Source organism: Sphingomonas sp. H160509 (assembly GCF_024124765.2).
Lineage (GTDB): Bacteria > Pseudomonadota > Alphaproteobacteria > Sphingomonadales > Sphingomonadaceae > Sphingomonas.
This window is the reverse complement of record NZ_JAMXSR020000002.1, coordinates 1745391-1766717: the sequence shown is the minus strand read 5'-3', so window position 1 is coordinate 1766717 and position 21327 is coordinate 1745391. Positions and strand designations below refer to the sequence as shown.

Annotated in this window: 14 protein-coding genes and 6 pseudogenes; 10 read left to right on the top strand and 10 right to left on the bottom strand. The window is 66.7% G+C overall.

The window, feature by feature from the left end; genetic code table 11:
- Positions 1 to 77 precede the first annotated feature (77 nt).
- Positions 78 to 1580, top strand: coding sequence for a S1C family serine protease (locus tag NHF48_RS10295; protein WP_253071051.1), 1503 nt, complete (start codon positions 78 to 80; stop codon positions 1578 to 1580).
- Here the strand turns inward: NHF48_RS10295 and ada are convergent.
- Positions 1556 to 2603 (bottom strand): annotated as a pseudogene (gene ada / locus NHF48_RS10290) (bifunctional DNA-binding transcriptional regulator/O6-methylguanine-DNA methyltransferase Ada). The gene NHF48_RS10295 and the pseudogene ada sit on opposite strands and share 25 nt — an antisense overlap.
- Positions 2604 to 2828: 225 nt before the next feature.
- Here ada and NHF48_RS10285 point away from each other — a divergent pair.
- Both NHF48_RS10285 and NHF48_RS10280 read left to right on the top strand, forming a co-directional pair.
- Positions 2829 to 2939: pseudogene (locus NHF48_RS10285) on the top strand (hypothetical protein); the annotation flags it as partial.
- 109 nt (positions 2940 to 3048) lie between these two features.
- Positions 3049 to 3477, top strand: a complete 429-nt coding sequence (locus NHF48_RS10280; protein WP_253071050.1) for an SDR family NAD(P)-dependent oxidoreductase — start codon at positions 3049 to 3051, stop codon at positions 3475 to 3477.
- Positions 3478 to 3838: 361 nt separating this feature from the next.
- On the opposite strand, the gene NHF48_RS10275 is transcribed toward NHF48_RS10280, so the two are convergent.
- The gene (locus tag NHF48_RS10275; RefSeq protein ID WP_253071049.1) at positions 3839 to 4516 is read right to left on the bottom strand and encodes a dienelactone hydrolase family protein; all 678 of its coding nucleotides are present in this window, start codon (positions 4514 to 4516) and stop codon (positions 3839 to 3841) included.
- A gap of 335 nt (positions 4517 to 4851) precedes the next feature.
- Here NHF48_RS10275 and NHF48_RS10270 point away from each other — a divergent pair, with 335 nt between their 5' ends.
- The 5 genes and pseudogenes from NHF48_RS10270 to NHF48_RS10250 all read left to right on the top strand — a co-directional run bounded on the left by NHF48_RS10270 (position 4852) and on the right by NHF48_RS10250 (position 9875).
- Complete coding sequence (locus NHF48_RS10270) at positions 4852 to 5421, top strand: F0F1 ATP synthase subunit delta (RefSeq protein WP_056065179.1); 570 nt, start codon at positions 4852 to 4854, stop codon at positions 5419 to 5421.
- Between the two features lie 4 nt (positions 5422 to 5425).
- Positions 5426 to 6955 (top strand): F0F1 ATP synthase subunit alpha, encoded by a 1530-nt coding sequence (gene atpA, locus NHF48_RS10265; RefSeq protein WP_253071048.1) that lies wholly within the window; start codon positions 5426 to 5428, stop codon positions 6953 to 6955.
- Between the two features lie 141 nt (positions 6956 to 7096).
- Positions 7097 to 7984, top strand: a pseudogene (locus NHF48_RS10260) (F0F1 ATP synthase subunit gamma); the annotation flags it as partial.
- A gap of 21 nt (positions 7985 to 8005) precedes the next feature.
- Positions 8006 to 9488, top strand: a pseudogene (gene atpD, locus NHF48_RS10255) (F0F1 ATP synthase subunit beta).
- Positions 9489 to 9620: 132 nt separating this feature from the next.
- The gene (locus tag NHF48_RS10250; protein ID WP_056488477.1) at positions 9621 to 9875 is read left to right on the top strand and encodes an ATP synthase F1 subunit epsilon; all 255 of its coding nucleotides are present in this window, start codon (positions 9621 to 9623) and stop codon (positions 9873 to 9875) included.
- Here NHF48_RS10250 and NHF48_RS10245 read toward each other — a convergent pair.
- The 3 genes and pseudogenes from NHF48_RS10245 to NHF48_RS10235 form a co-directional block, all read right to left on the bottom strand.
- Positions 9829 to 10959: an acyltransferase family protein gene (locus NHF48_RS10245; RefSeq protein ID WP_253071047.1), complete on the bottom strand. Its 1131-nt coding sequence runs from the start codon at positions 10957 to 10959 to the stop codon at positions 9829 to 9831. The genes NHF48_RS10250 and NHF48_RS10245 overlap by 47 nt on opposite strands.
- Before the next feature lie 47 nt (positions 10960 to 11006).
- Positions 11007 to 13178, bottom strand: a pseudogene (locus NHF48_RS10240) (primosomal protein N').
- A 66-nt stretch (positions 13179 to 13244) separates the two neighbouring features.
- Positions 13245 to 14651, bottom strand: coding sequence for a sensor domain-containing diguanylate cyclase (locus NHF48_RS10235; RefSeq protein WP_253072395.1), 1407 nt, complete (start codon positions 14649 to 14651; stop codon positions 13245 to 13247).
- A gap of 159 nt (positions 14652 to 14810) precedes the next feature.
- Between NHF48_RS10235 and NHF48_RS10230 the strand changes: the two are divergent.
- Positions 14811 to 15672: pseudogene (locus NHF48_RS10230) on the top strand (tyrosine recombinase XerC); the annotation flags it as partial.
- Between the two features lie 12 nt (positions 15673 to 15684).
- Here the strand turns inward: NHF48_RS10230 and NHF48_RS10225 are convergent.
- From NHF48_RS10225 to rsmI, 4 genes are all read right to left on the bottom strand, one after another.
- Complete coding sequence (locus NHF48_RS10225; protein ID WP_253071046.1) at positions 15685 to 16284, bottom strand: DedA family protein; 600 nt, start codon at positions 16282 to 16284, stop codon at positions 15685 to 15687.
- Between the two features lie 222 nt (positions 16285 to 16506).
- Positions 16507 to 17460 carry a glutathione synthase gene (gene gshB, locus NHF48_RS10220; RefSeq protein ID WP_253071045.1) on the bottom strand — a complete coding sequence of 318 codons (954 nt, stop codon included), beginning with the start codon at positions 17458 to 17460 and terminating at the stop codon, positions 16507 to 16509.
- 64 nt (positions 17461 to 17524) lie between these two features.
- The gene (locus tag NHF48_RS10215) at positions 17525 to 17938 is read right to left on the bottom strand and encodes a YraN family protein (RefSeq protein WP_263816834.1); all 414 of its coding nucleotides are present in this window, start codon (positions 17936 to 17938) and stop codon (positions 17525 to 17527) included.
- A gap of 67 nt (positions 17939 to 18005) precedes the next feature.
- A complete protein-coding gene (rsmI, locus tag NHF48_RS10210; RefSeq protein WP_446741211.1) occupies positions 18006 to 18851 on the bottom strand; it encodes a 16S rRNA (cytidine(1402)-2'-O)-methyltransferase in 846 nt (281 codons plus the stop codon).
- 10 nt (positions 18852 to 18861) lie between these two features.
- Between rsmI and NHF48_RS10205 the strand changes: the two genes are divergently transcribed.
- Positions 18862 to 20064: a penicillin-binding protein activator gene (locus tag NHF48_RS10205; RefSeq protein WP_253071042.1), complete on the top strand. Its 1203-nt coding sequence runs from the start codon at positions 18862 to 18864 to the stop codon at positions 20062 to 20064.
- A gap of 60 nt (positions 20065 to 20124) precedes the next feature.
- Here the strand turns inward: NHF48_RS10205 and hemW are convergent, their stop codons facing one another.
- Positions 20125 to 21297 carry a radical SAM family heme chaperone HemW gene (gene hemW, locus NHF48_RS10200; protein ID WP_253071041.1) on the bottom strand — a complete coding sequence of 391 codons (1173 nt, stop codon included), beginning with the start codon at positions 21295 to 21297 and terminating at the stop codon, positions 20125 to 20127.
- Positions 21298 to 21327 lie beyond the last annotated feature (30 nt).

Below are 21327 nucleotides of genomic sequence, written 5' to 3'. Positions count from 1 at the left end.
GGCTGGTGAAAGCGGCGGTGCCCGCGGTGCGATGGTCAGGGTTGATCGCCGCTGCGAACTCCCCCGAAGGCAGGCACATGATCCGCCTGCTGCTTCTTCTCGCGCTCATCTTCGGGTTGGCGAGCTCCGCGTCTGCGGACGACATCGCCGCCACCGGGCGCGGCGTCGTGCGCGTCGTGACGATCGCGGTGGTCGACGACCAGGTGGTCGGCTTCGGCCACGGCAGCGGTTTCGCGATCGCGCCCAACCGGATCGTCACCAACGCGCACGTCGTCGATCTCGCCGAGCGCTACCCTGACAACGTCGTCGTCGGCATCGTCCCGACCGAGGGCAGCAAATCCTACCAGGGCAAGGTGATCGCGTACGACTCACAGCGCGACCTGGCGCTGATCGAGTTCACCGGCGCGCGCCTGCCGCCGAGCGCACTCTATACCGGGCCGATGACCGAGGGCGATCCGGTGGTGTCGCTCGGCTTCCCCGGTAACGTCGACTTGGCGACGGCGCGATCAGCGGCGGATTACATCCGGCCCATGACGCCGGTGCGGTCGGAGGGCGTGCTTTCCGGGCGCCGCGTACTGAGCAGCGTCGAAGTGTTGCTGCACACGGCGAGTATTGCGCGTGGTAATTCGGGTGGTCCTCTGCTCGATCGGTGCGGGCGGGTGATCGGGGTGAACTCGGCGATCACGCGCGGCGAGGAGGGCGATTCGACGTTCGGTTTCGCGATTGCGGATACCGAACTGGCGGGCTTCCTCCACGATGCGAAACAACCTTACGCGTCGATCGGGACGGGGTGCACCTCGATCGAAGATCGGTTGCGGCAGGACGCCGACGCGGATGCGAAGGCGACCGCCGATGCGGCGTCGGCCAAGCGCGACGCCGCGACGCAGGATGCGATGACTCGTGAGGTCGCGCTGGAAAAGGCGCGGACCGAAGCCGGGCGGGCGCGGGAGAACGTCATGGCGCTTGCCGGGCTGCTACTGGTGGCAGGGGCGCTGGTGATCGGAAGCGCAGGGCTGCTCGAATCGCGCGGGCAGCGGCGGCAGGCGGTGTGGGCGCTGGGTATCGGCGGGCTGAGCGTGCTGGTCGCGATCGTCGTATTCGTGCTGCGGCCTTCGGGTGAGGTCGACGTGCCGCTGTCCGCGCTGCCCAAGACGCGGATATCGACGCCAGATGCGGCGCTCGGCAAGCTGATGTGCACGCTGATCCCGGAGCGCAGCCGGATCACGATCTCGTCGAGCGAGGACGTGTCGATCGACTGGGGCGCGAAGGGGTGTGTGAACGGCAAGACGCAATATGTCGCCGCGAATGGCCGGTGGGACCGCGTGCTGGTGCCCGATGCCGAGCAGACCGTGTCCGTGCTGTCGTTCGATCCGGCGACGCGCGTCTATTCGAACACGCGCTATCTGATGTCGGCGGCGGGGATGGAGGCAGCGCGGACCGCGCGCGGCGTCGTGCCGAACGTGTGCAACATGGATGAGGCGGCGTTGGGTCGGCTTGCAGGGCAGCAGGCTGCGGTGCGTGCGGTGTTGCCGCCGTTGCCGAACGAGAAGCTGGTCTATTCCTGCAAGTCTGCGCGCTGAGCTTCGGAGGCGAGTAGTGCGCGCTTGCGGTCCAGCCCGTAGGCATAGCCGCCGAGCGCGCCGCCGATCCGCTGTGCGCGGTGGCAGGGGATGACGATCGAGACCGGGTTCTGGCCGCACGCGGTGCCGGCGGCGCGGACCGCGGCGGGGCGGCCGGCGAGCGCTGCGAGTTCACTGTAGGTGCGGGTTTCGCCGATCGGGATGGTGCGCAGGGCTTGCCAGATCGCTTCTTGGAACGCTGTGCCGCGGACGTCGAGCGGGAGGTCTTGGTCGCGGTCGGGGGACTCGACGGCCGCGACGACGTGCGCTGCCAGGTCCGCGAGGGCTTCGTCGCCCGGCTCGATCGTTGCGTTTGGGAAGCGGCGGCGGAGTTCGTCGGCGTCTTCGTCGAACGACACGCGACACAGGCCCTTGTCGGTCGCGGCGACGAACAGTGCGCCGAGGCTCGTGTCGGCGGCTGTCCAGCGGATCGTGACGCCTTCGCCGCCGCGCGCCCAGGCGCTGGGCGCCATGCCGAGCCGTTTCGCGTCCGCCTCGTAGAAGCGGCTAGGGGCGGAATAGCCGGCGTCATAGATTGCTTCGGTCACGGTCGAGTCCTCCGATAAGGCGTCGCGCGCCCGCCCGGTGCGCAAAGCGCGGGCATAGGCGGCGGGGGGTAACGCCGGTGGCGCGCTTGAACAGGCGATGGAAATGATGGGGGGCGTAGCCGACTTTTGCGGCGACCTCGTCCAGCGAAAGGCGGTCTTCGGCGGCTTCTAGCAGCGCGACGGCCGCGGCGACGGCGACTCGGTCGCGGCCGACTTCGTCAGGGGTGCAGCGCAGGCACGCGCGGAAGCCGGCGGCGCGGGCGCTTGGCGGGTCTGGGTGAAAAGTGACGTTCTCGCGCTTGGGGTGGCGTGCGGGGCAGCTTGGCTTGCAGTAGATGCCGGTGGTCTTCACGCCGACGACGAATCGCCCGTCCCACGCTCGGTCGCGGCGCTCGAACGCGGTCCAGGCGGTGTCGGTGTCGGCGGCGGTGCTCATTGGATCGGTATAGCCGGTCGCGCGGCGCGTGCATCCCGTGGCTTGCGCTCAAAGCGGAGCCAATCGGTGGCCCGGCCGTTCTTCCGTGCATACCCCCTAACGAAAGATGTCTCATGGCCTCCGACACGCCCGTCTGGTTCATTTCCGGCTGCTCGACCGGTTTCGGTCGCGAACTCGCCAAGCTCGTGCTCGCGCGCGGTTGGCGTGCGGTGGTGACCGCGCGCAATGCTGATCGTGTCGCCGATCTGGCGGAAGGTGCGGGGGGATCATGCACTCGCGCTGTCGCTCGACGTGACGGAGCAGGCGCAGATCGACGATGCCCTGGCGCAGGCCAAGGCCAAGTTCGGGCGGATCGACGTGCTCGTGAACAATGCGGGCTACGGCTATCAGGCATCGGTCGAGGAGGGGCGAGGAGGCCGAAATTCGCGCGCAGTTCGATGCGAACGTGTTCGGGTTGTTCGCGCTGACTCGCGCGGTGCTGCCGATCATGCGGGGGCAGAAGAGCGGGCATGTAATCAACATCACCTCGGTCGCCGGTCAGGTCGGATTCCCGGGGTCGGGCTATTACGCCGCGTCGAAGCATGCGGTCGAGGGATGGTCGGATGCGTTGCTTGCCGAGGTGAAGCCTCTTGGGATCAACGTGACGTGCGTCGAGCCGGGGCCGTTCCGGACGGATTGGGCCGGGCGGTCGCTGAAGCAGACGCCGGTGAAGATTGCCGACTATGCGGAGACGGCTGGGAAGCGCTTGGACGGTACGCGGGAGGTTAGCGGGACTCAAGCAGGCGATCCGGTGCGAGCCGGCGAGGCGATGATTGCGCTGACCGAGGATGCGAACCCTCCGCGGCACCTGGTGCTGGGGGCTTGGGGGGTATGATGCGGTTACGACGAAGCTGGCGGAGCGGTTGAAGGAGATCGAGGCGCATAAGGCTGATAGTCTGGGGGCGGATTTCCCGGGGGAGTGATCTCTCAGGAGCGAAAGAGAGTTGTTTCCCCCGCGAAGGCGGGGACCCAGACTGGGCTCCCGCCTTCGCGGGAGAACAAGGAAGTAAGCGCTACCTTTACTTCTGTAGCGCCAGCCTGCGCCAAGGCCCTTTACCATAGCCACCACCCCGGCGAAGGCCGGGGCCCAGTTGGAAAGGTGGCAATAACGAAGGGCCGTCTTCCTTTAGCAACGTCCCCCAACTGGGCCCCGGCCTTCGCCGGGGTGGCGTTACCAGTTAGTAGGAAAGGTTGGCTCAGCCGCCGTTAGCGCGGAACAGGTCCAGCGTGCGCTGCTTCGCCAAGTCCGCACTCGGCTCATGGTAATCCTTCCGCCGGTCCGAATTGAACCCGTGGCCCGCCTCGTAGACATACACCGTCGCGTTGGGCCAATCCTTCGCGATCACCTGCTCGACGCCCTCCATCGGGATGCCGTGGTCGTGACGACCGAAGTGGAGGATCACCGGCACCTTGGGCTCCTCGTCCGCCGCGGCCGGGATCATACTGCCGTAATAGCCGCTCGCCGCCGCGACGCCGTGCAGCTTGGTCGAGGCGAACCACGCGACCGAACCGCCATAGCAATAGCCGACCACAAACACCGGCCCGGCGGGGGCGAGCGTATCGATGCAGGTCTGGACGTCCTTCAGCGACAGCTCGAACGGGTGGAGCTGCCGCGCCAGTTCGACGCCGCGCGCGAGGCCCTCGCCCGAATAGTCTGCCTCGAAGCCGGGGTGTTCGCGGTCGAACAGCGCGGGGGCCAGCACCTCATAACCGTCGGCGGCATACTCGTCGCAAAGGTCGCGGATGTGGTCGGTTACGCCGAAGATCTCCTGCACCAGCACGAGGCCGCCGCGGCGTTCGCCGGTCGGCTGCGCGTGATAAACCGCGACGCTCGCGCCGTCGGACATCGTCATCGTTTCCATCGTGCCGGTCATTCTCTCGTCCTCGTCGATTGGTCGTAACGTCTGCCCAATACCGTCATTCCCGCGGAGGCGGGAACCCATAGTGGCAGGCCGTGCGGTGAAAGCGCTGGGTCCGGAGGATATGGATCCCCGCCTGCGCGGGGATGACGGGGAGGGGCGGAATCGTAACCTTTCCAACCTTCGATCAATGACAAAACAGTCACAAACCCGCCGCCACGACCCTCCGGCCGGGTTGCCAATCCGCGATCCCGATGCTACCCGCGCCGCGTCCCATGAGAGGTGCTTTCGCGCCCTCTTCCCCCATGGGGCGGCACTATTTTCGGTTTCAGGCGAGGATTCAAAGGTCCGTGGAGACATCCCCCGGTAATGTCGGCGGCGCCATTCAGGCGAGCTTGGGCGGGCGTTATGCGCTGGCCCTGTTCGAACTCGCCCGTGACGCCAAGACGATCGACGCGGTCGAGTCGAGCCTGGCGAACGTGCGCGACGCACTCGCGCAGTCGGAGGACTTCCGCACGCTGACGTCCAGCCCGATGGTGTCGCGTGGCGCGGCCGTGAAGGCGGTCTCAGCGGTGGCCGACGAACTCGGCGTCGATGCGACCACCAAGAGCTTCCTCGGCGTCCTCGCCGAGAACCACCGGCTCGGCGCGCTGCCGAAGATCATCAAGGCATTCCGGACACTTGCCGCGCAGCATCGCGGCGAGATCGCGGCCGAGGTGACGTCCGCGCATCCGCTGACCGACGAGCAGGTGATCGAGCTGAAGCATCAGCTCCGCCAGCGCGTCGGCCGTGAAGTTTCCGTCGACCTCAGCGTCGACCCATCGTTGCTAGGTGGACTCGTCGTCCGCGTCGGCAGCCAGATGATCGATTCGTCGATCAAGACGCGTCTCAACACTCTCGCGCACGCGATGAAGGGCTAAGCTAATGGATATCCGCGCCGCAGAAATCTCGAAGATCATCAAGGATCAGATCGCCAATTTCGGCACCGAGGCCCAGGTCAGCGAGACCGGCCAGGTGTTGAGCGTCGGCGACGGCATCGCGCGCATCTTCGGCCTCGACAACGTCCAGGCCGGCGAGATGGTCGAATTCTCGAACGGCGTGCAGGGCATGGCGCTCAACCTCGAGGCCGATAACGTCGGCGTCGTGATCTTCGGAAGCGATTCCGAGATCAAGGAAGGCGACGTCGTCAAGCGCACCGGCACGATCGTCGACGTGCCGATCGGCAAGGAGCTGCTCGGCCGCGTGGTCGATGGTCTCGGCAACCCGATCGACGGCAAGGGCCCGATCCACACCACCGAACGCAGCCGCGTCGAAGTGAAGGCACCGGGCATCATTCCGCGCCAGTCGGTCAGCGAGCCGGTCCAGACCGGCCTCAAGGCGATCGACGCACTCGTCCCGGTCGGCCGTGGCCAGCGCGAGCTGATCATCGGCGATCGCCAGACCGGCAAGTCCGCCGTCGCGATCGACGCGTTCATCAACCAGAAGATCGCCAACGCCGGCGACGACGAGTCGAAGAAGCTGTATTGCGTCTATGTCGCGATCGGCCAGAAGCGCTCGACCGTCGCACAGCTCGTCAAGACGCTCGAAGAGAACGGCGCGATGGAATACACCATCGTCATCGCCGCGACCGCGTCGGACCCCGCACCGCTCCAGTATCTCGCGCCGTACACCGGCGTCGCGATGGGAGAGTATTTCCGCGATCGCGGCATGCACGCACTGATCTGCTACGACGATCTGTCGAAGCAGGCGGTCGCGTATCGCCAGATGTCGCTGCTGCTGCGTCGTCCTCCGGGCCGTGAGGCGTATCCGGGCGACGTGTTCTATCTCCACAGCCGCCTGCTCGAGCGTGCGGCGAAGATGTCGGACGCGAATGGCGGCGGCTCGCTGACCGCACTGCCGATCATCGAGACGCAGGCGGGCGACGTTTCGGCGTACATCCCGACCAACGTGATCTCGATCACCGACGGCCAGATCTTCCTCGAGACCGACCTGTTCTTCTCGGGCGTGCGCCCGGCGATCAACGTCGGCCTGTCGGTGTCGCGCGTCGGTTCGGCGGCACAGACCAAGGCGATGAAGAAGGTGTCGGGCTCGATCAAGCTCGAGCTGGCGCAGTACCGCGAGATGGCGGCGTTCGCGCAGTTCGGGTCGGATCTCGATGCGTCGACGCAGAAGCTGCTCAACCGTGGTGCGCGACTGACCGAGCTGCTCAAGCAGGCCCAGTTCTCGCCGTTGCCGTTCGAAGAGCAGACGGTGTCGATCTTCGCCGGTACCAGCGGCTATCTCGACAAGGTGCCGGTCGCCGACGTGACCCGCTACGAGCAGGCGCTGCTGGCCGACATGCGTGCGAACCATGCCGACGTGCTGAAGCTGATCCGCGATACCCGCGACCTGGGTAACGAGGCGAAGGACAAGCTGAAGGCAGCGCTCGAAGCGTTCGCGAAGACTTTCGCCTGAGCTGCGTAGAAAACGACATACACACACCGTCACCCCGGACTTGTTCCGGGGTCCACCGTGCCTCAGATCCCGTAGGACTGGTGGAGGAGTGGATGCCGGAACAAGTCCGGCATGACGGTTTAGGGACGGTGACGAACTAGAATGGCATCACTTAAGGCCCTCAAGATCCGCATCGGCTCGGTGAAGTCGACGCAGAAGATCACCAAGGCGATGAAGATGGTCGCCGCTGCGAAGCTGCGCCGTGCGCAGGACGCGGCGGTTGCCGGGCGTCCGTATGCCGAGCGTCTCGAAGCGGTGATGGCGAGCCTCGCGGGGCGCGTCGGCATCGCGCCGGGCGCGTCGCCGCTGCTCGCGGGCACTGGCAAGGACCAGGTCCACCTGATCGTCATCGCGACGTCGGAGCGCGGCCTCGCGGGTGCGTTCAACACCAACATCGTCCGCGCGGCACGCCGCAAGGCGGAGGAGCTTATCGCGGCGGGCAAGACCGTGAAGTTCTACGTCGCTGGCAAGAAGGGGCGCGTGATCAAGCGCTTCTTCCCGAACGACATCCTCGCCGATCACGAGATGGGCCAGATCAAGCGGCTCGCATTCAGCGACGCGCAGGAGATCTCCGAAGACCTGATCAAGCGCTTCGGCGAAGGCCAGTTCGATGTCGCGCATCTGTTCTACGCGAAGTTCGTCTCGGCGCTGGTGCAGGTCCCGACCGGCATCCAGATCATCCCGATTCCCCTGTCGGCGATCCCGGGCGCGGAAGCAAAGCCGGGTGCTCCCGCCGAAGCCGTGGTCGAGTACGAGCCCGACGAGGAAGCGATCCTCGCCGATCTCCTGCCGCGCAACGTCGCGATCCAGATTTTCCGTGCGCTGCTCGAAAATGCGGCGTCGGAGCAGGGCTCGCGCATGAACGCGATGGACAACGCCACGCGTAATGCCGGCGACATGATCACGCGTCTCTCGATCCAGTATAACCGTACCCGCCAAGCCGCGATCACGACCGAGCTGGTCGAAATCATCTCGGGCGCCGAAGCGCTCGAAGTACCAAGGAAGCAGACAATGGCAACCGCCCCAGAGACCCTCGGAACCACGCTCGCCCCCAAGGCCACCAACAACACCGGCCGCATCTCGCAGGTCATCGGTGCGGTCGTCGACGTGCACTTCCCCGACAATTTGCCCGCCATTCTGTCGGCGCTCGAAACCGACAATAACGGCAACCGGCTCGTCCTCGAAGTCGCGCAGCATCTCGGCGAGAACACCGTCCGCACGATCGCGATGGACGCTACCGAGGGTCTGACCCGCGGCCAGACCGTCACCGACACCGGCTCGCAGATCCGCGTGCCGGTCGGCCCGAAGACGCTCGGCCGCATCCTCAACGTCATCGGCGAGCCGATCGACGAGCGTGGTCCGGTCGGCGCAGAGACGACCGCCCCGATCCACGCGTCGGCGCCTTTGTTCGTCGACCAGTCGACCGAGAGCGCGATCCTGGTCACCGGCATCAAGGTCATCGATCTGCTCGCACCCTATGCGAAGGGCGGCAAGATCGGCCTGTTCGGCGGCGCCGGCGTCGGCAAGACCGTGCTGATCCAGGAGCTGATCAACAACATCGCCAAGGGCCACGGCGGCACCTCGGTGTTCGCCGGCGTCGGCGAGCGTACCCGCGAGGGTAACGATCTGTACCACGAGTTCCTCGACGCGGGCGTCATCGCCAAGGATGCCGACGGCAATCCGCAGTCGGAGGGCTCGAAGGTCGCGCTGGTGTTCGGGCAGATGAACGAGCCGCCAGGCGCGCGTGCCCGCGTCGCGCTGTCGGGCCTGACGATCGCCGAGTATTTCCGCGATGTCGAAGGCCAGGACGTGCTGTTCTTCGTCGACAACATCTTCCGCTTCACGCAGGCGGGCGCAGAGGTTTCGGCACTGCTCGGCCGTATCCCGTCGGCGGTGGGCTATCAGCCGACGCTGTCGACCGACATGGGCGCGCTGCAGGAGCGCATCACGTCGACCAACAAGGGGTCGATCACCTCGGTGCAGGCCGTGTACGTTCCCGCAGACGATCTTACCGATCCGGCACCGGCGACGTCGTTCGCGCATCTCGACGCGACGACCAACCTCAACCGTGCGATCTCGGAGCTGGGCATCTACCCGGCGGTCGATCCGCTCGATCTCGACCTCGCGTCTGCTCGAGCCCCGCGTCGTCGGCCAGGAGCATTACGACACCGCACGTGCCGTCCAGTCGACGCTGCAGAAGTACAAGTCGTTGCAGGACATCATCGCGATTCTCGGCATGGACGAGCTGAGCGAAGAGGATAAGCTCACCGTCCAGCGTGCGCGGAAGATCCAGAAGTTCCTGAGCCAGCCGTTCCACGTGGCCGAGGTCTTCACCGGCATCAGCGGCAAGTTCGTCCAGCTCGAGGATACGGTCCGGTCGTTCAAGGCCGTGGTCGAGGGCGAGTATGACCACTTGCCAGAGGCGGCGTTCTACATGGTCGGCGGCATCGACGAAGCCGTCGCCAAGGCCGAGAAGATGGCCGCGGAAGCTTAAGCCTTTCTAGCTCCCTCTCCCTCCCCCCGGGGAGAGGGTTGGGGTGAGGGGCCGCCACAAGCGCCTTCGCCCGGTACTGCCCCTCACCCCGACCCTCTCCCCCGCAGGGGAGAGAGGGAGAAGGCGAACAAGATGCTGCATTTCGAACTCGTCACGCCAGAAAAGCTCGTCCGCTCGGAGGAGGTCTACATGGTCGTCGTCCCCGGCACCGAAGGCGATTTCGGCGTCCTCGAAGGCCACGCCCCCTTCATGTCGACGGTCCGCGACGGCGGTGTCCAGATCTTCCGCACGCAGAATGGCACCCCCGAGATCATCGCGATCAAGGGCGGTTTCGCCGAGGTCAACGCCAAGGGCCTGACCGTCCTCGCCGAACACGCTGGCGAGTAACGCCTGTCAGGCGAGCGCCGGTGCTCGCCCGATCGATACCGACGGCCGACGCTGCAACCGCGCCAGCAGCGGCCGCTCGATCCACCGATGCACCGCCAATCCCAGCATCGTCGATGCGACGATGAACGCCAGCGCGAACAGATAGGGTGACATGGTTGGGGCATAGCCTCCGACCATCCACAGCAGCGCGATCAGGCAGGGGATGGGTCAGGTACGTCGAATAGGACGCATCGCCCACGCGCGCGACGATCCGTTCGAACCGTCCGTCCGCCGATGTGTCGATCACCCCGACTACCACCAGTGCCCAGGGAATGCCCCACGTCCAGGTCCGCGCGAGGCCCGAGGTACCGGCAACGGCAACCTCGATCTGAAGCGATAGCGGCACGCCCAGTCCGAAGGCGATCCCGACCACCAGCAGCACGGTCCCGATGACGAGCGCAGGCGTCGCATAGCGTGCGCTGATCCCGCTGCGCCAAGCCATCCACACGCCCACGCCGAGCGCAAATTCGAGCAGGAGCGGGTTCAGCAGCAGCCTCAAAGGCGCCCAGCCGGGATGAACAACGCTGCCGATCAGCGCCACCGCCACCGTGAGGGCCAGCAGCGTTTCGACACGGCGCTGCGGCGCCCGCATGGCAACCGCCACGATGACATAGAACGCGAATTCGAACCCGAGCGTCCAGCCCGGATACAGCGCGGGAACATGATAGCCCGCTCCGTCGAGAACGGGCAGCACAGTAATAGACATCCACGCTGCCGGAACGGTCAAAGGGTCGTGCATGATCAGCATGTAGACTGCGCTGACGCACGCGAACAACGGTACGATCCGCAACCATCGCTTCGCCAGGAACCGCCACGATTCAGCGTCCGTGGTCGCCAGCGACTGCGCCATGACGAACCCGCTGATGACGAAGAACAGGTCGACCCCGCTCGCACCGAACATCGAGAGATTGGGGACAGACGGTACGAACTTGCCGGTCAGCGCGACCGGTCCGGAATCGATCATGTCGGACGCGTGCATCAGCAACACGAGCGTGGCTGCGAGTGCGCGAAGCCACTGGATGGGTGCGATGCGGGACGGCGTCATCCGGCACGCATACCGGGCCGAGCGTTAAGGCCGCGTTGCCCGCACGATCAGAGGAAATTATACGGGTCGACGTCCACCGTCACCCGCGCCTTGGATGGCCATTCCAGCTTTCCCAGCCAGTCCCGTATAACGTCCTGCACGTCCAGCGCGCGCCGCGCATGGACGAGCAGTCGGTAGCGATGCCGGCCGCGCAGCATCGCCAGCGGGGCGGGGGGCGGGGCCGTAGACGTGCATGCCGTCGACTTCGGGGCGCACTACGGCCGACGAGTTTGGCGGTCTCGTGCGCGCAGGACTGGTCCTCCGACGACACGACGATCGCCGCGTACCGACCGAACGGCGGCGCACCTGCATCCTTTCGCGCGTCCGTCTCCGCGGCGTAGAACGCGTCGGCATCGCCGGTGATGAGCGCCTGCATCACCTGTGCGCCGGGGCTATGCGTCTGGATGAACACGTGCCCCGGCTTTTCGCCACGCCCGGCGCGTCCCGACACCTGCCGGATCTGCTGGAACGTACGCTCCGCAGCCCGCAGATCGCCGCCGTCTAGCCCCAGATCCGCATCGACCACACCGACCAGGGTGAGGTTCGGAAAGTGATAGCCCTTGGTCACCAGCTGCGTGCCGACGACGATGTCGATATCGCCGGCCTCCATCCGTCCGACGAACTCTGCCGCCTTGGCCGGGGACCAGATCGTGTCGGACGTGACGACGGCCGTTTTCGCCTCGGGGAACAACGCCGTCACCTCGTCGGCGATGCGTTCGACCCCCGGCCCGCAGGCGACCAGCGTGTCCTCGCCCTTGCACTCGGGGCAGACGCGCGGCGTTGGTTCGGCATGGCCGCAATGGTGGCACGCCAAGCGGCGCGTGAGGCGGTGCTCGACCATCCAGGCGGTGCAGTTCGGACATTGAAACCGGTGCCCGCACGTCCGGCACAGGGTCAGCGGCGCATAGCCCCGCCGGTTGAGGAACAGCAGCGACTGCTCGCGCCGTTCCAGCGTCTCCTGCATCGCCTTGACGAGGCGCGGGGACAGCCAGCGGCCGCGTTCAGGCGGTTCCTTGATCAGGTCGATCGGCTCGATCGTCGGCATCTCCGCCGCACCGAACCGGCCGGGCAGCTTCAGCTCTGCGTAGCGCCCGGTCGCGACTTGTTGCCTGGTCTCGATCGCCGGCGTGGCGGAGGCGAGGATGACCGGACATCCCTCGAACTTGCCGCGCATCACCGCCACGTCGCGGGCGTGATAATGTACGCCCTCTTCCTGCTTAAAGCTGGTCTCGTGCGCCTCGTCGACGACGATCAGGCCCAGGTCGCGGTAGGGCAGGAACAAGGCCGAGCGCGCGCCGACCGTCACCAGCGCCTCGCCGCTCGCGATCGCGCGCCACGCGCGCCGCCGCTGGGTCGAGCGCAATCCCGAATGCCACGCGATCGGCTCGCAGCCGAAGCGGTCGTGAAAGCGCTTCAGGAACGGCTCGGTCAGCGCGATTTCGGGGAGCAGGACGAGCGTCTGGCGGCCGTCGCGGATCGCCTGGGCCACCGCCTCGAAATACACCTCGGTCTTCCCGAGCCCGTAACGCCGTCGAGCAACGTCGGGTGGAACGCGTGCTCTGCGACGCCAGCGACCAGGACATCGGCTGCTGCCCGCTGGTCCTCTGACAAAGTCGGCTCATGATGCTGCGGATCGGGCACGGGGTAGGGGACGTCGATGCTGACCTCGACCGCCTCGATCGCGCCGACCTTCACCAACCCGCGGATCACCGCGTCGCTGACCTCTGCCAGCGTTGCCAGTTCGCGGATGAGGCCTTGGCGGTCACCGATCCGCTCCAGCGCCTGCTCGCGCTGGGGGTGAGCCGCGGTGGCACGACCCCGGTAGAACGATACTCGACAGCGGTTCGCGCGCCCTCCAATGCAGACGTCGATGCCAGCGTCATCCGCAACACCGACGCCGCGGGCGCGAGGTAATAGTCCGCGGTCCACTCGACCAGCCGCCGCAACGGCGCCCCCAGCGGCGGCACGTCGGCGACCGCGAGCAGATTGCGCAACCGGTTGTCGCCCACCTCCGCATCGGACGGCATCCGCTCCGCCTCCCACACCACGCCGAGCAACTGCCGGGGCCCCAGCGGCGCGACCACGATCGAGCCCGGTCCGACCTCCATGCCGGCGGGCACGCGGTAGTCGAGCGGCCCGAGGGCGGCGTTGAGGATCAGGACACGGGCACGGGACGACATCGTGTTCGTATATGGGGACAGATCGACTCCGCGTGAACCGCTTACGTCGGGTTGGTCGATGCCGCCTTACGCGGCGTCGCGGTTCGGACGGCGTCGCTCGCCGACGCGCGCGCGCTTCGCCTGGTACAGGATCGTATCGGCGCGGTGGATGAAATCGCGCACCGAAAGGCAGTCGCGGTCGAGTGCGGTGATGCCGACCGTGCCTGCGCTGACCATCGCGAGGCCGTTCAGCGCGATCGGAAAGCGCAACGCTTCCTCCAGCCGGGCAGAGATATAGCCGGGGTTCGCGGCCATGCCCGGGTCCTCGATCAGGATCGCGAATTCGTCACCACCGACGCGGGCGGCAAAGCTGTTCTTGAGCCAGGGCGCTTTCAGAATCCGGCCGACGCCGCGCAACACGTCGTCGCCCGCGGTATGGCCAAGTGTGTCGTTGATCGCCTTGAAGCCGTCGAGATCGACCAGCGCGAGCAACAACGGCGTGCCGTCGGCATGCGACCGCGTCATTGCTGCATCGAGCGTACGGTCGAACGCAGCCCGATTGGCGATGCCGGTCAGCGAGTCGGTATTCGCCGAGCGCCGCAAATTGACCTCAAGCGCGTGGCGTTCCGTCACGTCCTGGAAGACGCCGACCAACGCTATGGTCTCGCCGTCGACGGTCTCGCACTCGCCCAGCACGCGGACACGGCGCTGTTCACCTTGCGCGTTCTTGAAATCGACCTCGATATCGAACGGCGCACCGGTTTCGATCGTCCGCCGAAGCGATGCGTTCATCTCGTCGCGAGCATGCGGCGGATAGAATTCCATCGCCACCGGCATCTCGGGCAGGTCGCCGATCGGCAGGCCGTGAATGTGATAGACGCCGTCCGACCATTGCAGCTTGTCGTCGGCCAGCGACACGCGCCACGATCCGATCGCCGCCATCCGTTCCGCCTGTCGGAAGACGCGGTCCTGACGGGCCAGCGCAGCCGCTTGGCGATCCGCAGTCGTCGCAATCGCGATGGCCTCGCGTGCAGCGGACCGCGCGGCGATCATCGCCTCGGCCAGGGTCGCGAGATGGGTCAGCGCCTTGCGCCCGGCGTCGTTCAGCGAGCGCGGTACAGTATCGACGACGCAGATCGAGCCGATCGCATAATATTCACCGCTCGCGTCGCGCGCATTGACCGGCGCGCCAGCGTAAAATCGAATACCGTCAGGCGGTTGCGTCCGAGGATTGGACACGAATCGTAAATCGCTCGACACGTCTTCGATGACCATCGGTTCTTTGCCGAGGATCGTGTAATTGCACATGCCGATTTCGCGGGAGATCTCACCGCGTTCGCCGTCGCTCGCAGCCTTGATCCAGAGCCGATTGCTGTCGACGAGTGTTAGCAAGGCGTTAGGGCAACCCAGCATTTCTGCGGCCAATGCCACCAATGCGTCGAATTCGCGCTCGGGTTCGCTATCGAGCAACGCCAAGGCCTGAAGCGCAGCCACGCGTCGTGCTTCGTCTGAAAAGTTGTCTGTGATGAGATCGACAGGCGACATGAAACTCGAATATAGCGGCTGGGTTAATTTTCTTTTGCCTGTTCGGGGCGTTACTGTCCACACATGCCCACCGATAAAGACCAGACGCTGGAAATTCTGCCGCCGTCGATGCTCTGGGCGGAGCATCTCGAGCGCGATCGCCGGCGATCGGTGCACACGGTGCGTGCCTACCAGGCATCGGCGGAGCGGCTGACGGCGTTCCTGGTCGGGCATTGGGGCGAGCGGATCACGCGTGGGGCGCTGGCGCGGGTGACGGCGACGGACCTGCGAGCGTATCTGGCGCAACGCCGAGAAGCCGGGTTGGGTAACGCGTCGGCGGCGCGGGAACTGTCCGCGGTGCGCGGGTTTCTCGCCTGGGCGAACGAAGGTGCGGAGCAGCCGCGGATGCGGGGGCCGCGCGTGAAGGCGGGCGTGCCGCGACCGATCTCGCCGGCCGAAGCGGTCGCGCTGGCTGAGGAGGTGGCCGACGATGCCGCCGAGCCGTGGATCGGCGCGCGCGACTGGGCAGTGTTGATGCTGCTGTACGGCGCAGGTCTGCGCATAGGCGAGGCGCTGACGTTGCGGGGTGATATCCTGCCGCTGGGCGAGACGATTCGGGTGACGGGCAAGCGTGCCAAGACGCGCGTGGTGCCTTTGCTGCCGCAGGTTCGCACGGCGATCGACGCGTATGTCGCGCAAACGCCTTGGCCTGTCGCGCGCGACGAACCGTTGTTCCGTGGGGCGAAGGGCGGGGCATTGTCGCCGGTGATGATCCGCCGGGCGGTGCAGTCGGCGCGGGCGCGGTTGGGGCTGGGCGATCGGACGACGCCGCATGCGCTGCGTCACAGTTTCGCGACGCATCTGCTGGGGCGGGGGGGCGGACCTGCGCGCGCTACAGGAGTTGCTCGGTCATGCGAGCCTGAGTTCGACGCAAGTCTATACGCAAGTCGATGCGGCGCATTTGATGGACGTCTATCGCAACGCCCACCCGCATGGCGGCGTCTCAGCCCTTCGGCTTCCAGGTCAGCACGCGCCAGCCATAGCCGATGATAATCACCACGAACGTCGCCACTGCGACCGGCCCGACATAGCGGTCGAGTTCCTCGAAATGCGAGCCGAGCAGGATACCCGCATAGGTGAGCACGGTGTTCCAGATCGCGCTGCCCGCCGCGGTCCAGATCACGAACTGCCAGATCGGCATGCGCGTCATGCCCGCGGGCAGCGAGATGACCGTGCGGAAGGTCGGCATGAACCGGAACACGAAGATCACCCAGCCGCCGCGCTTCATGAAGAAACGGTGGATCTTCTCGACGTCCGACCATTCCATCGTCAGCCAGCGGCCGTTGCGCTCGATGAACGGGCGGAAGCGCTCGTAGCCGATGTTGCAACCGATATAATACCAAAAGTAGTTGCCGACGATCGAGCCCGCGGTACCCCAGGCGATCAGCGGCACGACGCTCATGTCGCCGCGCGCGACCGCCATGCCGCCCAGGCCCATGATGACTTCGGATGGCACCGGGGGGACGATATTCTCGAGCGCCATCAGCAGGAAGATACCGAAATATCCGCCCCAGGCGATGAGATCGAGGATGAATTCGGTCATGGGTATCACATACTGCCGGGATGCCGGATGTGTTCCGCGAGGCTTCTATTCAGCAAGCGAACGAACGGGTGCCCCACCCCGGCGGAGGCCGGGGCCCAGTTGGGAAACGTCGATAACGAAGGGCAACGCTCCGTTACTGGAACCTTGCCAACTGGGCCCCGGCCTCCGCCGGGGTGGTGGCCTTCTGGCGGTTGGGCGTACCAGTTCCAACGCGCGCCGAAACTACCGCGCCGCGACTTTCGCTTCGATCGCATCCCAGATCATGCCGGCCAAATCCGTCCCATCGAAGTTCGAGATCGCGACGATCCCGGTCGGCGAGGTCACGTTGATCTCGGTCAGCCACGTCCCGCCGATCACGTCGATCCCGACGAACAGCAACCCGCGCTTCTTCAGTTCCGGCCCCAACACCGCGCAGATCTCGCGCTCCTTGTCGGTCAGCACCGACTTCTCCGCCGAGCCGCCGACCGCGAGGTTCGAGCGGATCTCGCCTTCGCCCGGCAGGCGGTTGATCGCGCCCGCGACCTCGCCGTCGATCAGCACGATCCGCTTGTCGCCCTTCGCGACGTCGGGGAGGAACGCCTGGACCATGTGCGGCTCGCGCCACGTCATGTTGAAGACCTCCATCAGGGCCGACAGGTTCGCGCCGTCCGACTCGACCTTGAAGATCGCCTTGCCGCCATTGCCGTGCAGCGGCTTGATGACGATCGCGCCGTGCTCCGCGAGGAATTTGCGTGCTTCGTCGAGCGAGCGGGTGACGAGCGTCGGCGGCATGAACTGCGGATAATCGAGGACGAACACCTTCTCGGGCGCGTTCCGCACCTGAGCCGGGTCGTTCACGACGAGCGTCTTGTCGGCGATCCGCTCGAGCAGGTGCGTCGCGGTGATGTAGCCGAGGTCGAACGGCGGATCCTGCCGCATCAGGACCACATCTGCCTCGTCGCCGAGGTCGAGGTTCACGGGCTCGCCGACGCTGAAGTGATCGCCGACCACGCGCTGCACGGTGACAGGGTGTGCCTTCGCCCAGACCTTGCCATCGCGGTAGTTCAGGTCCTCGGCCGAGTAATGGAAGAGCGTATGGCCACGGTCCTGCGCCGACAACATCAGCGCGAAGGTCGAATCGCCGGCGATGTTGATGCTGTCGAGCGGGTCCATCTGGACGGCGACGGTGAGGCTCATGCGTCTTCCTTCTGTTCGGTCGAGCGCATGTAGGCGCGGGCGGGCGCGAAGTCACCGGGCGGCGTCACCCGATCCAGGCATTCTCGATATGGCGCGGGCGCGTGCCGGGGGCGAGCAGGATCACATCGACGCGGATATCGTCGCCGGGTCCGGCATAGCGCGGCATCAGGTATTCCGCCGCCGCGGCGACGCGGGCGAGGCGGCGCTCGTCGATCGCGAAGTCGAGTTCGGCGGCGGTCGCGCGGGTTTTCACTTCGACGAACGCGATCAGATTGCCTTTCCGGGCGACGAGGTCGACCTCGCCGGCAGGAGTCCTCACCCGGCGATCGAGGATGCTCCAGCCCTTGAGGCGCAGCCACCAGCCGGCCAAGCGCTCGCCGCGCCGACCCGTCGCTTCCGCAACCTGGCGGTCGAGCGTGTTCCCCTTCCGCTTGCGGGAGGGGGCTAGGGAGGGCGGGGGGCGGCACGTCCATGGCATGCCCTTCCCCGACCCCTCCCGCAAGCGGGAGGGGAGAATGGCGCGCCTCCGCAAGCGCGAGGGGAGATCAGGGCTTGGGCTTCAACTCCAGTGCCCGAGCGTAGAGCGCCTTGCGGTCTAGGCCGAGCTTCTTCGCCACCTCACTCGCAGCCTGCCCGGTCGACAATCGCGTTAGCGCTTCGACCAATGCCGCATCCCCGTCCTCCGCACTCGCCGGCGGCGCCTCGCCCGGCGGTGCGACGACGATCACGATCTCTCCCCGCGGCGGCGCATCCGCATAACGCGCCGCTAGGGTCGAGAGCGTGCCGGTCACCGCCTCCTCGAACTTCTTGCTGATCTCGCGCGTCACCGCCGCCTCTCGGTCGCCGAGCCCTTCGAGCAGCGCCGCCAGACACGCCCCCAACCGCGGCCCGGACTCATACATCACCAGAGTCGCGCGGATCGTCGCGACTTCGGCGATCGCCTCCGCCCGCGCGTGCAGCTTCGACGGCAGGAATCCGACGAACAGGAACCGGTCGGTCGGCAACCCCGCCAGCGTCAGCGCCGCCACCGCCGCACACGGCCCCGGGATCGTCACCACCAGATGCCCGGCCGCGCGCGCGTCGCGCACCAGTTTGAACCCGGGATCGGAAATCAACGGCGTCCCCGCATCCGACACCAGCGCCACCGCCTGCGTCGCCATCCGCGCGATCAACGCGGGGCGCACGCCTTCCGCGCTGTGGTCGTGATACGGCACCATTGGCGTCGTGGTGCCGATATGGCGGAGCAGGCCGGCGGTGACGCGGCTGTCCTCGACCGCGATCACGTCGGCGCGGCGGAGGATGTCGGCGGCGCGCGGCGAGAGATCGCCAAGATTGCCGATCGGGGTCGCGACGATGTAGAGGCCGGGATCGAGAAGAGTTTCAGGGTTCATGGGGACGGTCATGGCAGACGCGACGACGATAGGGCAATCCGCACGTACCATCGGGCGATGGGCGATACTTGCCGCGGCGGGCCTCCTCGGCGCGTGCCAGACGATCGTCCCGCGTGGTCCAGTCGAGCCCTCGCAGCAGCGCCCGACCGCGCGCGCCGTCGATCGCCCGGAAATCGGCGTCGAGACCGGCATCCCGCGCGATGCTGAGCGCAACCGCGTTGCGCTGCTCGTGCCGCTGTCGGGTAGCAACGCGGGCGTCGGCACCTCGATCGCCAACGCGACGATGCTGGCGCTGCTCGATACGCAGAACCAGCGCGTCCGCATCACCAACTACGACACCGCGACCGGTGCCGCCGCCGCCGCGCAGCGCGCGATCGCCGAGGGGGCACAGCTGATCCTCGGCCCGTTGCTCGCCGACGACGTCCGCGCAGTGGCGCCGATCGCGCGCGCCGCGAACATTCCGGTGCTCAGCTTCTCCAACGATCTCGGCGTCGCGGGCAACGGCGCGTACCTGATGGGCTATGTCCCGACCCAGTCGATCGCGCGCGTCGTCGATTTCGCGAAGGAGCGCGGCGTCAGCAACTTCGCCGGCCTCGTCCCCAACGGCCTGTACGGCGAGCGTGCGTCCACCGCGTTCCTTCGCGCAGTCGAAGGCGCGGGCGGGCAAGTCGTCTCGCTCCAGACCTACGCACGCGGTCCCGGGGGCGTTTCCGGTGCGGTCACGCGGCTTGCGGCGAAAGCCCCCTATGATGCGGTCCTGATCGCCGACGGCGGCGCCACCGCAGCTTCGGCCGCAGCGATGGTCAAGCGCGGCAGCGGCGCTTCGACGCGCATCCTCGGCACCGAACTCTGGAACTCCGACACCGCGATCGCCGCCAAGGCAGCGCTCAACGGCGCCTGGTATGCGAGCGTTTCAGACACGCTGTACCGCCAATACGCGGCCAAATACCGCGCGCGCTTCGGGGCAGGGCCGTACCGCCTGTCGAGCCTCGGTTATGATTCGGTGCTGCTGACCGTCCGCATCGCGCGCGACTGGAAGCCCGGGACGCCGTTCCCGGTGAACCGCCTGCGCGACGGCGATGGCTTCGCCGGCATCGACGGCGCGTTCCGCTTCGGCAAGGACAACGTCGCCGAGCGCGCGCTCGAGGTTAAGGAAATCCGCGGCGGCACGACCACGGTGGTCTCGCCCGCACCAGCCGGGTTCGGGAAGTAAACTTGTTCACCCGCGAAGGCGGGTGCCCAGTCTGGGCACCCGCCTTCGCAGGTGAACAAATTAGGCAGTTACGATCTCAGGCAGTATCGCGTCGAGGAGTAGGGCGCCCGCCTCGGTAACCCGCAGGCGCCCCGGTGAGTGCACGATCAGCCCCAGCGCCTCCAGCCGAGCCACCGCAGCCAGATCGACCGGTATCACGCCCGCGTTCAGCACGGTGATCCGGTCCAGATCCACGCCTTCCGCCAACCGTAACCCCATCAGCAACGCCTCGGTCGCGCGCGTCGACGGCGTCAGCGGATCCTCGACCTCCATCCCGTGGCCGTTGCGCTCGATCGCCGCCAGCCAGTTCTCCGGCTTCTTCCGCCGCACCGTCGCCAGTCCGCTGCGACGCCCGTGCGCCCCCGGCCCGATCCCTGCGTAATCCTGGTACCGCCAGTAAGCGAGGTTGTGGCGGCTCTCCGACCCCGGCCGTGCATGGTTCGACGTCTCGTACGCTGGCAACCCCGCCGCGGCGGTATCCGCACGCGTCGCCTCGAATAGATCGGCTGCCGAGTCGCCGTCCGGGATCACGATCCGCCCCGCCAGCGCCTCGGTCGCGAACCGTGTGCCGGCCTCGATCGTCAACTGGTACAACGAGAGATGTTCCGTCCCCAGGCTCAGCGCGCGCGCCAGTTCGGCACGCCAATCGTCGAGCCGCTGGCCGGGGAGGGCATAGATCAGGTCAAAACTGACGCGGGGGAAGACACTCTGCGCGGTCGCAAGTGCGGCTTGCCCCTCGTTCACGTCATGCGCACGTCCTAAAAACTTCAGCGCCTGATCGTCGAGCGATTGCAGCCCCAGCGACACCCGGTTCACCCCGGCGCGCGCCAGATCGGCAAACCGCGCCGCCTCGACCGAAGACGGATTAGCCTCCAGCGTGATCTCGATTCCCTCCGCGAACCCCCAGGCCTTTTCCGCTGCATTGAGAACCGCCGCGACAGTCGACGGCGGCATCAGCGACGGCGTGCCGCCCCCGAAGAAGATCGACTGCAACTTGCGCCCCGGCAACACCCGCGCCTCATGCGCGAGGTCGGTCAGCAGCGCATCCCGCCACGCCGCCTGGTCCACCTCCTCGCGAACATGGCTGTTGAAGTCGCAATACGGGCATTTCGACACGCAGAACGGCCAGTGGACGTAGAGCGCAAGGTCGCCGGGGGAATCGGAGCGGGGGCTTGGTGTTTCGAAGACGGGCATTATCTCGCGCATATGGTCGCACGGGGCGGC

Excerpts from the sequence above, each read along its gene's own strand:
- NHF48_RS10295 (WP_253071051.1), top strand. The coding sequence starts at position 78 with ATGATCCGCCTGCTGCTTCTTCTCGCGCTCATCTTCGGGTTGGCGAGC.
- NHF48_RS10275 (WP_253071049.1), bottom strand. The coding sequence starts at position 4,516 with ATGACCGGCACGATGGAAACGATGACGATGTCCGACGGCGCGAGCGTC.
- atpA (WP_253071048.1), top strand. The coding sequence starts at position 5,426 with ATGGATATCCGCGCCGCAGAAATCTCGAAGATCATCAAGGATCAGATC.
- NHF48_RS10250 (WP_056488477.1), top strand. The coding sequence starts at position 9,621 with ATGCTGCATTTCGAACTCGTCACGCCAGAAAAGCTCGTCCGCTCGGAG.
- NHF48_RS10245 (WP_253071047.1), bottom strand. The coding sequence starts at position 10,959 with ATGACGCCGTCCCGCATCGCACCCATCCAGTGGCTTCGCGCACTCGCA.
- NHF48_RS10225 (WP_253071046.1), bottom strand. The coding sequence starts at position 16,284 with ATGACCGAATTCATCCTCGATCTCATCGCCTGGGGCGGATATTTCGGT.
- gshB (WP_253071045.1), bottom strand. The coding sequence starts at position 17,460 with ATGAGCCTCACCGTCGCCGTCCAGATGGACCCGCTCGACAGCATCAAC.
- NHF48_RS10215 (WP_263816834.1), bottom strand. The coding sequence starts at position 17,938 with ATGCCATGGACGTGCCGCCCCCCGCCCTCCCTAGCCCCCTCCCGCAAG.
- rsmI (WP_446741211.1), bottom strand. The coding sequence starts at position 18,851 with ATGAACCCTGAAACTCTTCTCGATCCCGGCCTCTACATCGTCGCGACC.
- NHF48_RS10205 (WP_253071042.1), top strand. The coding sequence starts at position 18,862 with ATGGCAGACGCGACGACGATAGGGCAATCCGCACGTACCATCGGGCGA.
- hemW (WP_253071041.1), bottom strand. The coding sequence starts at position 21,297 with ATGCCCGTCTTCGAAACACCAAGCCCCCGCTCCGATTCCCCCGGCGAC.